A 15850-nucleotide genomic window follows, 5' to 3' on the forward strand; every position below is an offset into this window, starting at 1 on the left:
ACCCACTTTTCCGAACGATGCGCTAGTGGAAGTTTCCGAGCTGCAGCTCGAACTTCGAGACGTCGCTCAGGAACTGGCTGGTGTCCTTGACGGCCTGCTTGGGCGGCGTCACGGCCGGGAAGGTGGCCTTCAGGTCGGCGAGGCTCGCCTGCAAGGCCTTGACCGCATCGGCGTTCTTGGCGGAGGCCGCCTGCGCGACCGTTCCGACGAGGCGGTCCACCTCCATCACGAAGCCGCGGGCGTCCTGGTATTCGACCACATTGGCGATGCGGCCCTTCTCGACGGCCTCTTCATATTCGTCGGCGGCCTGCTGCAGAACTTCGAGAGCGGTTTCGAGCACGAAGTAGGTGCCGTTCTCCTCCTTGGCCCTCACGGCGGTCTCGGCGGCGGCCAGACGCTCGTCGATGACGGCGCGGGCACGGGCATAGGCCTCCTTGTTCTTCGCCTTCACGGTCTGTGACAGGGACTTCAGGGCCGCCTGGAAGGGAGCGATGTTGAAGGTCTTCAGCTGGTCGCGGATGCTGCCGTAGATTTCCTCCTCCGGGTGAAGGAAGTGGGGCAGGGCGTCGGCCCAGCGGCCGGCCTCGATCAGCTCGGCGCCGACCAGGAGATGGCCCCGGATCATCTCGACGCCGCGATAGACGTGGATGGGCGGTGGCAGCTGAGCGGCGCCGCCTCCTTCGCCTCCTTCACCCTCGCCGCCCGCGGTCGCGGCCGGCGCCGCGTGACCCTGGTGCTGGGCGAGGTGGAGCAGAGCCCGATCGGCCTTGGCCTCGATCCCGGCCTGAGGCTGAACGGGCAGGGCCGTCGCCTGCGCGACGGCCGGCGCAGCAACCAGGACGGCGGAGCTCAGGCCCGCCCAAATCTTCCGTTTCTTCATGGTTTCCCCTCGCCGCGGCAGGCGCCGACAGCTAGTTTAGAACGACTAAAAACTATGTGTCTTTACAAGGATTTAGCTACCGAATATGGGGTTTTCTGGCAAGCCCGGAGGTGCCCATTCATGCTCATCACGATTGCGGATGTCCTCCCCCCGGCCGACCTCGAGGAGGTCCGGGTAACCTTGGGCGCCATGCGTTTCGAGGACGGCCGTGCGACGGCCGGATGGAGCGCGAGGCTCGTCAAGGATAACGAGCAGGCCCGTGAAGGCGCCGCGCTCACGCTGCTCCGCGAGAAGGTCTCGGCAGCGATTCTCGGCAATGACGTCTTCAGCCTCGCCGTGCGCCCCAAGGTCCTGACGCCGCTGACCTTCGCCCGATACGGCGAGGGCAGAGCCTATGGCTCGCATGTGGACAATCCGCTGATGAACGGCATCCGCACCGATGTGTCCTTCACGCTCTTCCTGGCCGATCCGGAATCCTATGACGGCGGAGAGCTCGTGATCGAATCGGTCTCCGGCGAGGAGGAGGTGAAGCTGCCGGCAGGCCACCTCGTCGCCTATGATTCGACGAGCCTGCACCGGGTCGCGCCCGTCACCCGCGGCGAGCGGGTCGTGGCCGTGGGCTGGGCCCAGAGCTATGTGCGCGACAGCGCCCGGCGCGAGCTCCTGTTCGATCTGGAGACGGCCAAGCGCAACCTGTTCGCGCAATCCGGGAAAACACCGGAATTCGACCTCTTGGCGAAGAGCAGCGCCAACCTGTTCCGAATGTGGGCGGAGGTTTGAGGGCCGCCCGAGGGAGTTCTCCGAACCATGACCCGGCGCCCAACCGGGAATTCCCCACCCACGTCATTACCGGGCTTGTCCCGGTGATCCCAGTTGTTGAAGCGCCGCGCTTCACCGGATCGAGATGGCCGGCACAAGGCCGGCCATGACGCGCGGCGGCTCGCGAAAGGGCAAGTCGCGCGAACGGACAGCCCCTACTGCCACGAATAGTTGAAGCTCACGCTGATGCGCTCGCTCTCGGCCTCGTTCAAGGGCACCTCGTGGCGCAGCCAGCTTTCCCAGAGCAGGACCGTCCCGGGGATCGGCTTCATATAGGCGAATTGCCGGTTCTCCGGACGGGCCTTGGCTTTGCGCGGCGGGGCCGCCATCATGAAGCCGAGGCGCGGATCCTCGAGCTTGAGCGCGCTCGCGCCTTCCGGGATCGTCACATAATAGGTTCCGCTGATCACCGAATGCGGGTGGATGTGCGAGGTGTGGATGCCGCCGGGAGGAAGAATGTTGATCCACAGGCTGTCGAGCACGAGCTTACGGCCCTGGAGATCGAATTCGAGCTCCTTGGCGAAGGCCGCCACGTGCTTGTCGAGGTCCTTCAGGAGCTCGCCGAAGACGGGCACCCGCCATGGCAGATCGTTCAGGGACGCGTAGGAGGTGTAGCCCGGATAGCCGTGCTTGTCGCACCAGCGCTGGCCGGCCTCGTCGTCCTCGGCGATGGACAGGCAGGCGGCCTCCAGCTCCGCGTTGCGGCTCTCGGCCTTGGCGCCCGTCATCTCGGCGCGGTAGACTTTGGTGACGAAAAGCGTATCGATGCTTGCCATGGCTTGGCTCTATTCCGGCGGCCGGCTTCTGTCAAAGCCATTGCCCTTTCGGGCCGGGCATCCCAGCTTTGATGATGGAAAGTTTTCCCGCGGCTTGAAGGATCCGCGGGGGCAACACACCTTGGCCATATGATGTCACCCTCCCTCGCTCCGATCTCTTCGGATGACCTGCTGACGATGGCGCGAAGCCTCGACGCAGAAAGCCTCGCGCGCGTCATCGCCCTGCGGGACTGGCTGATCACGGTCGCGGGTCAGATGGAGGATCCCAACGAGGTGCTGTCGGGCTTCCTCGATCGTCTGATCGAGCTCGGCCTCCCGGTCGACCGGGCGGTCTCGGCCATCGAGACGCTGCATTCGGAATATGCGGGCATCGGACGCTTCTGGACCCGGGAGGAGGGGACCGTCGTCCGCTACCTGCCCCATGGAGACCGCCGCGAGACCGTCTACCAGACGAGCCCGTTCGCCCACGTGAACCGGACGGGCGAGTGGCTCGTCCTGGATCTCGCGAACACCCCGGACGACCTGTTCCCGATCATCCCGGAGCTGAAGGAGGCCGGCTACCGTCACTACGTGACCATCCCGATCCGCTTCACCAACGGGGCCGAGAACGCGATCTCGCTCGCCACGCGATCGTCGCAGGGCTTCGGTACGCGGGAGCTGACGATCCTGCGCATGGTGATCCCGTCCTTCGCCCTCGTGACCGAACTGCGCGCGACGAGCAACCGGCTCGACGAGGTGCTGCGCATCTACGTGGGGGACGATCCTCACAAGGCGATCCTGTCGGGCGCCATCCAGCGCGGGCAGGTGACGCGAATCCGCTCGGCCATCCTGTTCGCCGACATGCGCGACTACACGCATATCTCCTCGACCCTGAGCCCCGAGAGCGCGGTCGATCTCCTGAACAACTATTTCGACTGCCTCGTGCCGCCCATCGAGGACGAGGGCGGCGAGGTGCTGAAATATCTGGGAGACGGGCTTCTCGCCATCGTTCGCGACAAGGGCGACGACACGGGCGGGGCCGCGCAATCGGCGCTCACCGCGGCCACGAAGGCGCTGCGCCGCGTCGAGGCGGCCAACAACGAAGGCCGCTTCCCGGTGCCGATCAATGTGGGCTTCGCGCTCCACCACGGCGACGCGGCCTACGGCAATGTGGGGTCCGGCCAGCGCCTGGATTTCACGGTGATCGGGCGCGACGTGAACCTCGCCAGCCGCATCGCGGAGCTGAACAAGAGTCTCGGCGAGCCGCTCCTCATGTCCAAGCCCTTCGTCGAGCATCTCTGGGGCAATCCCTCGCCGCTCGGCGCCCACGCGGTCGAAGGTTTTGCGGAGGCGGTCGAAGTCTACAAACCTTGAGAGTTGCCGCGCCCGTGCGGCGCGTCGAGAGCGAGGATCGGTCCCATCGGCACGATGCCCGTGGGATTGATGGTCCTGTGGCTCTCGTAATAATGCCCCTTGATGTGCGCCATGTTCACCGTCTCGGCGATGCCGTCCGTCTGGTAGATGTCGCGCAGGTAGCCTGAAAGATTGGGATAGTCCGCGATGCGGCGCAGGTTGCACTTGAAGTGCCCGACATAGACCGGGTCGAAGCGCACCAGGGTCGTGAACAGCCTGATGTCGGCCTCGGTCAGCCTGTCGCCGCAGAGATAGCGGCGGGAGGACAGGCGCTCGTCGAGCCAGTCCAGGGTCTCGAAGAGCGGGCGAACCGCCTCCTCGTAGGCCTGTTGCGTGGTCGCGAAGCCCGCCTTGTAGACGCCGTTGTTGACGGTGTCGTAGATGCGGGCGTTGAGGCTGTCGATCTCCTCCTTCCGGTCCCGCGGGCAGTAATCGCCCGGCGTGGCGCCGATCCCGTCGAAGGCCGAGTTCATCATGCGGATGATCTCGGCGGATTCGTTGTTCACGATGCTCCCGGTCGCCTTGTCCCACAGCACCGGCACCGTCACGCGGCCGGTGTAGTCGGCCTGCGCGGCCGTGTAGACCTGGTGGAGATACCGCGCCCGGTTGATCGGGTCCGGAACGACGCCTGGGCCCTCGTCGAAGGTCCAGCCGTGCTCCAGCATGCGCCAGTGCACGACGGAAAGGCCGATCATCCCCTCGAGGCCCTTGAGCCTGCGCATGATCAGGGTGCGATGGGCCCATGGGCAGGCGAGCGACACGTAGAGATGATAGCGTCCGGCCTCCGCCTTGAAGCCGCCGTCCCCGGTCGGACCCGGCGAGCCGTCGGAGGTGACCCAGTTCCGGAAGGCCGATGCCTTGCGCACGAAGCGTCCGCCGGTGCTCTTGGTGTCGTACCATTGGTCCTGCCAGACGCCGTCGATCAGCAGCCCCATCCTGTCCTCCCTGTCCGGCCTGACCCAGGCGATCCGATTCGGCCGTGAAAGCAGACAGATGGTCGAACCCGGCAGGGGTCAAGAGGGGCTACGGGTTTCAAGGGTCGTCGGAGGGCCATGCGACAGCCGGCCCGGACAGGCACTGGCGAAACCGACTTGACGGCTTTTGAGATGTATTACAGGAACATGGTCGGTCCCCTTGCGGGGCCGCTCCTCTCGTCGGGACCCCAGGTTCGGACGAGAGCCACGCCTTCCGCCATGCAAGGGGTGACGGAAGGCTTCCTCTCCCTTAGAGGTTCCCTTGCCTTCCTCGGAAGGGCCTGTAGCTCAATGGTTAGAGCCGGCCGCTCATAACGGTCTGGTTGCAGGTTCGAGTCCTGCCGGGCCCACCACCTCCTCGCCGAGGCTCTGTCTTCTCGATGAAATCAGCCTGCGGACGATGCCCTAGGGAGCAAGGTTGAACGCCTGCTTGATGCCCAGGACGATCCCGTTCACGGCCACGCTGGCGAGAATGAGCCCCATGACCCGGCTGATGACGCTGGCGCCTGCGTCGCCGATGAACTTGATGATCCGGGACGCCATCAGCATGAGCGCCACAGTGACGAGCAGGACGAGCGCCATCTGGGCGACCGTCTCGGCCTGTTCGGAGAGATCGAATTTGCTGTTGTCCGTGAGCGACACGACCGCCAGCATGGCGCCCGGACCGGCGATGGAGGGAATGGCCAGCGGGTAGATCGACCGATCGACATCCGAGGTGGCGATATCCTTCTCCTCGGACTCCGCTTTCGGCTCCCCGAAGATCATCGTCAGGGCAAACAGGAAAAGGACGATGCTGCCCGCGATCTGGAAGGCGTCGAGATTGATGTCCATGGCCTGAAGCAGCACCTGGCCGGCGACCACGAAGAACAGGAGGACGAAGAAGGCCGCCACCGTGGCCCGCAGAGCCGTTCGCCGGGCGGCCGCGGCACTCATGCCGGCCGTGACGGCCAGAAACACCGGAAGAGTTCCGATCGGGTCGATGACGACCCACAGGGTGATCAGGTCGGTGAAAAACTGGCTCATCGGCACGCGTCCTCGATGGTGACGAATCAATAAAGCCCGCCAGGGGCGCAAAGCCAAGCTCGTCGGAACGGCGCGTCGCGTTGGCAGAGCCCCGTGTCATGCTGCGTTCGATGCGAACGGCCCGGACTTGCGTTCGGGATCGCCCGTCGTGGTAATCTCCCGGTCGACGACAGGAGCATCCAATGACGGGTCGAGCGGAAAGCCACAGAAGCCCTGTGCGTGGGCTTCAGTGCCCCAATGCCGAGAAGTCGATATCGCTGGCGCTCCAGGGCGGCGGCGCGCACGGGGCCTTCACCTGGGGTGTGCTCGACTACCTTCTCGAGGACGGGCGGCTCACCATCGAGGCGATCACGGGGGCGAGCGCCGGCTCCATGAACGCCGTCGTGCTCTTCGAGGGATGGCTCGAAGGGGGACGGGACGGCGCGCGCGAGCAGCTGCGCACGTTCTGGAAGCGGGTGAGCCTCGACGGCGTGCTCTCGCCGCTCCAGCGTTCCCTGTTCGACCGTCTGCTGAGCTACTGGAGCGTGAGCGAATCCTCCCATCTCTGGTTCGATGCATGGTCGCGGGTCGCAAGCCCCTACGATCTGAATCCTCTCGACATCAATCCTTTGCGCGACGCCCTGAACAGCCTGATCGATTTCGAGCGGGTCAGAGCCTGCAAGGATGCGAAGCTGTTCATCGCGGCAACCAATGTCTGGTCCGGGAAGATCCGGATCTTCAAAGGCCCGGAGCTGACCGTCGACCACGTGCTGGCATCGGCCTGCCTGCCGATGATCTTCAGGGCCGTCGAGATCGACGGGGTGCCATACTGGGATGGCGGCTATACGGGCAATCCGGCGCTTTTTCCGCTCTTCTACGAAACGATGTCGGACGACATCCTCCTGGTCCAGATCAATCCGATCGAGCGCCGCTCGACCCCGAGGACCGTGCAGGAGATCCAGAACCGCCTGACCGAGGTCACCTTCAACGCCAACCTGTTGCAGCAGTTCAGGTCGATCGAGTTCGTGACCCGGCTCATCGACGAGGGAAAGCTTTCGACCAATGACTACAAGCGGGTCTTCATGCACCGGATCCACGGAGGTGAAAATCTCGACGAATTCACCGCCGCGTCGCGGCTCAGCGCCCAATGGAGCTTCTTCAAGGAGTTGAAGGATCTCGGCAGAAGGGCCGCCCGCACATGGCTTTCCGACAATTACCGTCACATCGGGCGGAAAAGCACCCTCGACCTGCGCGACGCCTATACCTGACCACCTAGCCAACCGGCTAGGTGGTCACGGACCCGGGGTCTTCCCATCATTAGGCCTCGGTTCCTCTCTCGGTTCTCACGGATATGGTGTCGACCCGTCCAGCGCAGGCAGGCTTTGCAACCCTCCCGTATCAATGTTGCGCATCTTGTCAGGCGCGCAACGATGCCTAGTATTGCATCGCAACAAGAACAGAAGCTCTCCCGCGCGCCATCGCGGACAGGGTCATAAGCCGACATTCGAAAGTCCGGTGCTGCGTCGATAATGCCGTTCAGGAGGTTACGCATGCGCTTTCCTCGGTCCTTGGTTGTTTCCAGCGTTTTGTTCTCGTGGATTGCATCGGCGAACCTGGCCCTGGCTCAGGGTGGCCCCGCGCAACCCCCACCGCCGGTGACGGTCGCGAAGCCCGTCGTGAAGGATATCGTCGAGCGAACCGATTTCATCGGACGGTTCGAGGCCATCGATCAGGTCGACATCAGGTCGCGTGTGTCCGGGTACCTCGACAAGGTCCACTTCCAGGACGGCACCTTCGTCAAGGCGGGCGATCTCCTCTTCACCATCGATCCGCGTCCCTACCGCAACACGCTCGAGCAGGCGCAATCGGCCGTCACCTCTTCGCAGGTCCGCCTCGAATTCGCGCAGAGCGATCTGGATCGCGCCGAGCAGCTGCGTCGGACCGGCAACATCGCCGACCAGCTTTTCGACCAGCGCCGGCAAGCCTTTCTGACCGCCAAGGCGGAACTGGACCGATCCCAGGCGGCCCTGCGGCAGGCCCAGCTCGACGTGGAGTTCACTCAGATCAAATCACCCCTGTCGGGACGCATTTCGCGCAAGCTCGTCTCCGAGGGCAATTTGGTCAATGCCAACGAGACGATCCTGACGAACGTCCTCTCGCTCGATCCGATTCAGTTCTATTTCGATGTCGACGAGCGTTCGTATCTTGCCTATTCACGCCAGGCGCAGGGCGGGACCAAGACATCCGCCAACGGCGAGACGAACGAAGTCGTGCTCACGCTGACGGACGAGCGGCTCGGACAGCGCAAGGGACTGCTCGACTTCGTGGACAACCGGCTCGACGCGGCCAGCGGTACGATCCGCCTGCGCGCCGTGTTCGAGAACAAGGACATGTTCCTCACCCCCGGGCTATTCGGCCGCGTGACGGTCGGCGCTTCTGATCCGTATCAGGGGATCCTCCTGCCCGACGAGGCGATCGGCAGCGACCAGGACCGGCGGGTGGTCTACGTGGTGGGCGAGAACAACATCGTCAATCTCAAGCCCGTGCGGATCGGTCCGCGGATCGACGGCTACAGGGTCATCCGTGACGGACTGACCGGCAACGAGACGGTGGTCGTGAACGGCCTCGTCCGGGTCCGGCCCGGTGCGCCGATCACGCCCCAGATGACGACCCTTCCCCCGACCCGGGAACGAAACGGCAGCTGATCTTACGCGAGGAGGGCGCTTCCATGCGCTTTGCCCATTTCTTCGTCGACCGTCCCATCTTCGCGACAGTCCTGTCGGCGCTCTTCCTGATCATCGGCGGGATCGCCTACTCGACCCTGCCGGTCGCGCAATACCCCGAGATTGCGCCGCCAACCGTCGTCGTGCGTGCGAGTTATCCGGGAGCCGATGCGCAGACGGTCGCGGCAACGGTCGCCACGCCGCTCGAACAGCAGGTCAACGGTGTCGAGGACATGCTGTACATGTCCTCCTATTCCACCGGCGACGGTGCCATGGCGCTGACGATCACGTTCAAGCTCGGCACCGATCTCGACAAGGCGCAGGTGCTCGTCCAGAACCGGGTGGCGATTGCGACGCCGCGCCTGCCCGAGGAGGTGCGACGCCTTGGCGTCACGACCCTCAAGAGCTCGCCGGACCTGATGATGGTCGTGCACATGCTCTCCCCTGACGGCTCGTACGATCAGCTCTACGTCTCGAACTATGCCCGCAACTACGTGCGCGACATCCTGCTGCGGCTCGATGGCGTGGGCGATCTCATCATCTTCGGAGAGAGGCAATACTCCCTGCGGATCTGGCTCGATCCTGAGAAGCTCGCCTCCTATGGCATGACGTCGAGCGAGGTGGTGCGCGCGATTCAGGAGCAGAACGTTCAGGTCTCGGGCGGCGCCCTGGGGCAGGAGCCGACGCCAACCGATGCGGCCTTCCAGCTGACGGTGACCACGCAGGGGCGCTTCGAGGATCCGCGCCAGTTCCGGCAGATCATCGTCCAGGCCCGCGACGGGCGCCTCGTGCGCCTGCAGGATGTGGCCCGCATCGAGCTCGGAGCCCAGGATTACGTGACGAATTCCTATCTCAATGGCAGGCCTGCCGTTGCCCTGGGAATTTTTCAGCGTCCTGGCACCAATGCGCTCGGCGCGTCGGAGCAGATCATCCGGACCATGGAAGAGCTCAAGGCGAATTTCCCTCCTGGCATCGCCTACGAGATCGTCTACAACCCCACGGAATTCATCGCCGACAGCGTGAACGAGGTCTACAAGACCCTGTTCGAGGCCACGGCCCTCGTCGTGATCGTGGTCTTCGTGTTCCTGCAGAGCTGGCGTACGGCGATCATTCCCATCGTGGCGATTCCGGTTTCGCTGATCGGAACCTTCGCGTTCATGGCGGCCCTCGGCTTCTCGATCAACACGCTGACCCTGTTCGGCATGGTTCTGGCCATCGGCATCGTGGTCGACGACGCGATCGTCGTGGTGGAAAACGTGGAGAGGAACATCGCGCTCGGCATGTCGCCGCGGGATGCCGCGCACACGACCATGGACGAGGTCGGCACCGCGCTCGTGGCTATCGCGCTGGTCCTTGTGGCAGTGTTCGTGCCGACGGCCTTCATCCCGGGCATTTCCGGTCAGTTCTACCGGCAGTTCGCTCTGACCATCGCCGTGTCGACGGTGATCTCCGCCTTCAACTCGCTGACCTTGTCGCCGGCTTTGGCGGCTTTTCTCCTGAAGCCGCACAACCCGGAGCACTCAAGGAATCCGGTGGCCCGGTTCGGGCGATCGCTGGCCAACGGGTTCAACCGCGGGTTCGACGTGACATCCAACGGCTATGCCAGGGCGGTCGGAGCCTTCGCACGTCACAAGCTGATCGTGCTGCCGATCTATGTGGGGCTTTTAGCCGGCACCGTGTGGATCGCCAATCACGTGCCGCGCGGCTTCATTCCGATGCTCGATCAAGGCTATGCCATCGTGGTGATCCAGCTGCCGGACGGCTCGTCCCTGTCGCGCACCGATGCAGTGGTCCAGAGAGCCTCCAAGATCATCCAGGAAACGCCCGGCGTGAGGAATGCCGTGGCCTTCGCGGGCTTCTCGGGTGCGACCTTCACGAATGCAACCAATTCTGCGGCGATCTTCGCGGCGTTCAAGCCCTTCGACGAGCGCATCGAGGCCGGGGAATCGGGGACGAAGATCATCGGGGATCTCTTCGCCCGCATGCAGCAGATCGAGGAGGCGTTCATCATCGCCATTCCACCACCGCCGGTGCGCGGCCTCGGCAATTCGGGCGGGTTCAAGGTCCAGCTTCAGAACCGGACCGGCGACGACGTGCGCGGGATCCTCGCGACGGCCTACCAGCTGATGGGGCAGGCGCGGCAGAACCCGAATCTGGCCGGCGTCTTCACCACCTTCTCGGCCAACTCGCCGCAGGTCTATCTGGAGATCGACCGGCAGAAGGCGAGCATCCTGAACGTGCCGATCCCGAATATCTTCGAGACGCTTCGCATCAATCTCGGCACGGCCTACGTCAATGACTTCAATGCGTTCGGCCGCGTCTACCAGGTTCGCGCTCAGGCCGATCAGCGCTTCCGAATCGACCAGGAGGACATCAACCGGCTGCGCGTCCGCTCCTCGACGGGTGCTCTCGTGCCGCTCGGCACGCTCGTCGAGATGCGGGAGGTGTCGGGGCCCGACCTGATCCAGCGCTACAACATGTTCACCTCGGTGGCCCTGCAGGGGGATTCCGCGCCGGGCGTCTCGTCGGGCGCCGCGCTCGACGCCATGGAGGCGCTGATCCGGCAGAGCCTGTCACCCGGCATGGGCTTCGAGTGGACGGAACTGGCGTTCCAGGAGCGCCAGACCGGCAACACGGCCGTGTTCATCTTCGCCCTGTCGGTGCTGTTCGTGTTCCTCGTGCTGGCGGCGCAGTATGAAAGCTGGTCCTTGCCGATCGCGATCATCCTGATCGTCCCGATGAGCGTTCTCTCCGCGCTGATCGGCGTGATGATCCGGGGGCAGGACAACAACATCCTGACCCAGATCGGCCTCGTGGTTCTCGTCGGTCTGGCGGCCAAGAACGCCATCCTGATCGTGGAGTTCGCCCGGCAGGCGGAGTTCGACGGAAAAACTCCCGTCGAGGCGGTCGTCGAAGCCTGCCGGCTCCGACTGCGCCCCATTCTCATGACCGCGTTTGCGTTCATCCTGGGCGTTCTGCCTCTTGCCATCGCGACCGGACCGGGAGCCGAGATGAGGCAGGCGCTCGGGACGGCCGTGTTCGCCGGCATGCTCGGCGTGACCGTGTTCGGACTGTTCCTGACGCCGGTCTTCTATGTGGCCGTCCGGATGGCTGTCCTGCGGATGTTCAAGCGCCGGGCCGCGAAAGCCGCTGCGGCGACGGGGGCTCACCCGTCGCCGGCCGAATAGCTGGCGGGCTAGGCCCATCGCCGATGGGCACCCGACTTTGACCGGCCACCCGATATGCTGTCATGGATGGCAGGCAAACTCGCCGTGAGAGGATCCCTATGGACTCAGCCGGGGCAGGACGTATCGCGAAGTGGGTCACCGAGGCCGGGCTGACCGGCATGTCGGAGCTCGAGCTCCTGAATGGCTTCTGCGATCGCCTGATCGCGGGAGGCATGCCCGTTTCGGCCGTGAACATCGTCATCGACACGCTGCACCCGATTCATGAGGGGCGGGTGTTCCGCTGGCGCCGCGATGATCGGGAAGGACTTGCCCCCGTTGTGGAATACGGCCGCACCAACGTGGAGGGTCAGGCTGCCGAGAATTGGCGCCGGAGCACCTATTATCACCTTCACGTCAGCGGCGAGGACTTCCTGCGGCGGCGGCTCGGGCCGGGCCATCCCGATGACTTTTCCATCCTCAAGGACCTGCGCGCCGAGGGCCAGACCGATTATCTCGCGATGATCCATCGCTTTGCGGCGGAGGGCGCCATCGGCGAGATGGATTCGTTCTACTCGTCCTGGATGACCGACGCGCCTTCGGGCTTCAGCGACGACGAGATCGCGTTTTTGCGCGAGTTGGCGGCGCCGCTGATGCTGGCCCTGAAATGCGCGTCCCTCGCGCGCATCGCCAAGACGCTCGTCGAAACCTATCTCGGCCGCGATGCGGGCCGGCTCGTCCTCAACGGCCGCATCGCCCGCGGGGTCACCGACCGGATTCAAGCCGTCCTGTGGTTCAGCGATCTGCACGGATCCACCCATATCACCGAGACCGCGGATCCCGAGCAGATCATTCCGTTCCTGAACGATTATGCCGAGGCGATCATCTCGTCCATTTACGAGGCCGGAGGCGATGTCCTGAAGCTGATCGGGGACGGGACGCTCGCCATCTTCAAGGAGGAGGATCCGAGCGATGCCTGCCGGTGCGCGCTGAAGGCCGAGCGTCTGATGCAATCCCGGATCCGGGCTTTGAACGAAGAGCGCCTGTCCTGCGGCCTGCCGGTCACGAGCGCCTATCTCGGCCTCCACATCGGCGAGGTCTTCTATGGCAATATCGGCAGCCAGGATCGCCTTGATTTCACCGTCGTGGGACCGGCCGTGAACGAGGTCAGCCGGATCGGCGCCTTGTGCCGATCCGTCGAGCGGGATGTCCTCGTGTCATCGGCCTTCTTCTCAACCGCCTCCGAGGATGATCGGAGATGCCTCGTGTCAGTCGGCCGTTACGCCCTGAGAGGCGTCGCCCGGCCGCAGGACCTGTTCACGCTCGACCCTTCCTGGCTGGAACCGGAAGATCTTCGAGCGGGCACGGAATAGACAGCCGGGCTGCGCCAGAGACATTTGAACTGCGGTCACTCCGAACGAGCGGCTTTGGTTCTGCGCTCGACAGGCGTGATCGCCACAGCGTGCATTTCGCCCTTCTTGAGGAGGACGAGTTCGACGACGCGCCCGATCCGCCCGCCGTTCAGCAGGCGCACGAGGTCGTCGACGCCGCCGACCGGCTCCCCGTCCAGGGAGAGAATGACGTCTCCCTGTTCGAGCCGCGCCTCCTCCGCGGGGCTGCCCGGTTCGACGGCTGCGATCACCACGCCGAATGTTCCCGCCAGCCCGGCCGCATAGCTGACGCGCCGCGGGACCGGCACCGTCTGTCCGGCGATGCCGATCGAGGCCCGCCGGACCCGCCCGTGGCGGATCAGTTCCGAGACGACGAAACTCGCCGTGTTGCTCGCGACGGCAAAGCAGATACCCTGCGCGCCCATGATGACAGCGGTGTTGATGCCGATCACCTCTCCGGTGCTGGCGACCAGCGGCCCTCCGGAATTGCCCGGGTTCAGGGCCGCGTCCGTCTGGATCACGTCGTCGATGAGGCGCCCGGACTTCGCCCGCAGGCTTCGTCCGAGAGCCGAGACCACGCCGGCCGTCACGGTCGATTCGAATCCGAGCGGGTTGCCGATGGCGATCGCGATCTGACCGCGCTTCAGGCGCTTGGAATCGCCCAAGGTGGCGAAGGGCAGCCGGTCGGCGTGGGCGTGCAGCAGGGCCAGATCCGTATCCGGATCGTCGCCGATGACCCGCGCCGCGATGGTGCGTCCATCGGAGCCGGTGAGCTGCGCTTCCCGTGCGCCCTGCATGACATGGCTGTTGGTGAGCAGAAGGCCGTCGGGCGAGATGATGACGCCCGAACCCATCCCGGCCGCTCGGCCCGAGATCTGCGGCTCGACCCGCACGACCGCGGGACCGATGCGGTCCACGACGCTGGTGACGGCATGGGAGTAGGAATCAAGCAGCGCCGCATCGTTGCGTTCGTCGGATGCCGCTGGCGATGGTACTGCGGAACTCTGGGAGTGAAGGAGAAAGGTTGGAGTGCGATCGAGCATGGAGCCCTCCAGGATAACGCTATTTCACATCATGTGGTGATGCGCGGCGCGGGAACCAAGAGCCTGAGCACGTTGCCAAGTCTTCAAGTTACGAAGTTTCCAAGTCTCCAAGTCTCACAGGAGGATGAGACCGAGACGGACGGCCTGCGCGACCGCATCCGTCCGTCCCGTCGCGTCGAGCTTTGCGGCGATTGACGCGACGTGGAACTTCGCGGTGTGGAACGAAATTCCGAGCCTGCGGGCGATCAGCTTGTTCGAGGCGCCTTCCGCGAGCAGGCGCAGGACTTCGAGCTCCCGCGCCGTGAGCAGATCGTCTCGCGGCGGATCCGACGGAACGGGCGGGGCTGCATCCCGGCCGCTTCCGGCCGCACCGCGCGGCATGATGACGAAGCCCCGGCTCACGGCCTCCATGGCCAGCTGGAGATCCGGAGCGTCGACATCCGGCGGGAGAAGTCCAGCCGCCCCGGCCCTGATCGCCGACGCTCCATCCGGCGTGTCGCTCAGGAGGATCGCCGGGGCCGGTCCCGGCGAGGGCCAATGATCGGTGATCATCACGTCGGGCCGCGCGTGGTGCGGGGTGCCGATGTCGGCTTCGTCGGCCAGGATCGTGGCGATGCGGTCGAGGAGGGCCGCATCGTCGATGTGAAGAGCCACCTTGCGCAAAGTCTCACCCCATCGGCGCCAGCGTCTATCGAGGCTTCGGACGCTCCCTGACCTCGACGGCTAGTGTCATATGTTCACCCGCCCTCACGATTCCCAGGTCGACCGACTGGCCCACGCTCTCGGGACCGAGAAGCCTGTACACGTCGCGGACGGACGGAACGGGGGCGTCGTTCCACCTCATGAGGATGTCGCCCTGGCGGATTCCCGCCTTCTGCCCAGGGCCGTCCTGATCCACGCTGATCACGATCAGGCCGCGCGGCTGCGCGAGCCCGGCCGCGTCGGCTGCGGCTTTGTCGATCCGGACCGGCTGAAGCCCGAGGCCCAGATAGCCGCGGGCCACATGGCCCTTTTCGAGGAGCTGCGGGGCCACCCGCGCGATGGTTTCCGACGGGATGACGAGCACGCGCCCGCGCGGACCGAGCACGGTCATGCCCAGGATCCGCCCGCCCGTGTCCAGGGCAATGCCGCCTTCCGATTGAAAGTCGAGCCTGAGGTCGAGATGGATCCTGCGGTCGATATGCCCGCCGCGCAGGCTTCTCCAGGGCCCGCCTGCAAGGGCCACGATGCCCATGGCGGCGCTCAGACCGTCCGGCTGGCGTCCCGCGGCGAGCACGAGATGACCGGCCCGAAGCCGGTCGGACGGATCGAAGGTCATGTCGGCCAGAGGCTGCTCCTCGACCCGGAGGAGGGCGATGTCCGTGCTCGGGTCCCGTCCGACAAGGCTCGCCGAGATCTGGCTTCCATCAGGCCGCGTGACCGGGACGTCCTCGTCGGCTTCCAGCGCCTCCTCGGCGGTGATCACGAGCCCGGGGCGCCAGAGGAAGCCGGTCGATGTTCCTCGCCTGCGCCCATGGATCGTCACGAGATGCGGAGCGATGCCATCGAGCAGGTCGGCGGTACGATCCGAAAACGTTTCAAGCGAAAAGGCGGCGGCGGGATCTGGCATGACAAGCCTCCTCGGTCATCGTCCGGACGATCCTGTCCGCAAACGGCGTTCTTCGATACTGACCGGGAGGCTAGGTG

At 65.0% G+C, this 15850-nt stretch carries 13 protein-coding genes and 1 tRNA gene; 7 read left to right on the top strand and 7 right to left on the bottom strand.

The window, feature by feature from the left end; translation table 11 throughout:
* Positions 1–22 precede the first annotated feature (22 nt).
* Complete coding sequence (locus tag HPT29_RS07040; protein ID WP_173947809.1) at positions 23–880, bottom strand: 4-helix bundle domain-containing protein; 858 nt, start codon at positions 878–880, stop codon at positions 23–25.
* Positions 881–1000: 120 nt separating this feature from the next.
* Here HPT29_RS07040 and HPT29_RS07045 point away from each other — a divergent pair, with 120 nt between their 5' ends.
* Positions 1001–1660 (top strand): Fe2+-dependent dioxygenase, encoded by a 660-nt coding sequence (locus HPT29_RS07045; protein WP_173947810.1) that lies wholly within the window; start codon positions 1001–1003, stop codon positions 1658–1660.
* Positions 1661–1854: 194 nt separating this feature from the next.
* Here the strand turns inward: HPT29_RS07045 and HPT29_RS07050 are convergent, their stop codons facing one another.
* Positions 1855–2475, bottom strand: a complete 621-nt coding sequence (locus HPT29_RS07050; RefSeq protein ID WP_173947811.1) for a TIGR02466 family protein — start codon at positions 2473–2475, stop codon at positions 1855–1857.
* Positions 2476–2652: 177 nt separating this feature from the next.
* On the opposite strand from HPT29_RS07050, the gene HPT29_RS07055 reads away from it, so the two are divergent.
* Positions 2653–3828 carry an adenylate/guanylate cyclase domain-containing protein gene (locus HPT29_RS07055; protein ID WP_247654259.1) on the top strand — a complete coding sequence of 392 codons (1176 nt, stop codon included), beginning with the start codon at positions 2653–2655 and terminating at the stop codon, positions 3826–3828.
* Here HPT29_RS07055 and HPT29_RS07060 read toward each other — a convergent pair.
* Positions 3816–4802 (bottom strand): glutathione S-transferase family protein, encoded by a 987-nt coding sequence (locus tag HPT29_RS07060; protein ID WP_173947812.1) that lies wholly within the window; start codon positions 4800–4802, stop codon positions 3816–3818. The two genes, HPT29_RS07055 and HPT29_RS07060, sit on opposite strands and share 13 nt — an antisense overlap.
* 316 nt (positions 4803–5118) lie before the next feature.
* Between HPT29_RS07060 and HPT29_RS07065 the strand changes: the two genes are divergently transcribed.
* A tRNA-Ile gene (locus tag HPT29_RS07065) sits at positions 5119–5194 on the top strand.
* A 52-nt stretch (positions 5195–5246) separates the two neighbouring features.
* On the opposite strand, the gene HPT29_RS07070 is transcribed toward HPT29_RS07065, so the two are convergent.
* Positions 5247–5864 carry a MarC family protein gene (locus HPT29_RS07070; protein ID WP_173947813.1) on the bottom strand — a complete coding sequence of 206 codons (618 nt, stop codon included), beginning with the start codon at positions 5862–5864 and terminating at the stop codon, positions 5247–5249.
* 182 nt (positions 5865–6046) lie between these two features.
* On the opposite strand from HPT29_RS07070, the gene HPT29_RS07075 reads away from it, so the two are divergent.
* The 4 genes from HPT29_RS07075 (at position 6047) to HPT29_RS07090 (ending at position 13103) form a co-directional block, all read left to right on the top strand.
* Positions 6047–7111, top strand: a complete 1065-nt coding sequence (locus HPT29_RS07075; protein WP_173947814.1) for a patatin-like phospholipase family protein — start codon at positions 6047–6049, stop codon at positions 7109–7111.
* 282 nt (positions 7112–7393) lie between these two features.
* Positions 7394–8548 (top strand): efflux RND transporter periplasmic adaptor subunit, encoded by a 1155-nt coding sequence (locus HPT29_RS07080; RefSeq protein WP_173947815.1) that lies wholly within the window; start codon positions 7394–7396, stop codon positions 8546–8548.
* A gap of 23 nt (positions 8549–8571) precedes the next feature.
* The gene (locus HPT29_RS07085) at positions 8572–11754 is read left to right on the top strand and encodes an efflux RND transporter permease subunit (protein WP_173947816.1); all 3183 of its coding nucleotides are present in this window, start codon (positions 8572–8574) and stop codon (positions 11752–11754) included.
* A gap of 98 nt (positions 11755–11852) precedes the next feature.
* Positions 11853–13103 (top strand): adenylate/guanylate cyclase domain-containing protein, encoded by a 1251-nt coding sequence (locus HPT29_RS07090; RefSeq protein ID WP_173947817.1) that lies wholly within the window; start codon positions 11853–11855, stop codon positions 13101–13103.
* A 35-nt stretch (positions 13104–13138) separates the two neighbouring features.
* On the opposite strand, the gene HPT29_RS07095 is transcribed toward HPT29_RS07090, so the two are convergent.
* The 3 genes from HPT29_RS07095 to HPT29_RS07105 form a co-directional block, all read right to left on the bottom strand.
* Entirely contained in the window at positions 13139–14164 is a 1026-nt protein-coding gene (locus HPT29_RS07095; RefSeq protein WP_173947818.1) for a S1C family serine protease, read from the bottom strand.
* Positions 14165–14278: 114 nt separating this feature from the next.
* Positions 14279–14575 (bottom strand): response regulator transcription factor, encoded by a 297-nt coding sequence (locus HPT29_RS28805; protein WP_173947856.1) that lies wholly within the window; start codon positions 14573–14575, stop codon positions 14279–14281.
* Positions 14576–14852: 277 nt separating this feature from the next.
* A complete protein-coding gene (locus HPT29_RS07105; protein ID WP_173947819.1) occupies positions 14853–15773 on the bottom strand; it encodes a S1C family serine protease in 921 nt (306 codons plus the stop codon).
* Positions 15774–15850: the final 77 nt, after the last annotated feature.

It is taken from the genome of Microvirga terrae (genome assembly GCF_013307435.2).
Lineage (GTDB): Bacteria > Pseudomonadota > Alphaproteobacteria > Rhizobiales > Beijerinckiaceae > Microvirga > Microvirga terrae.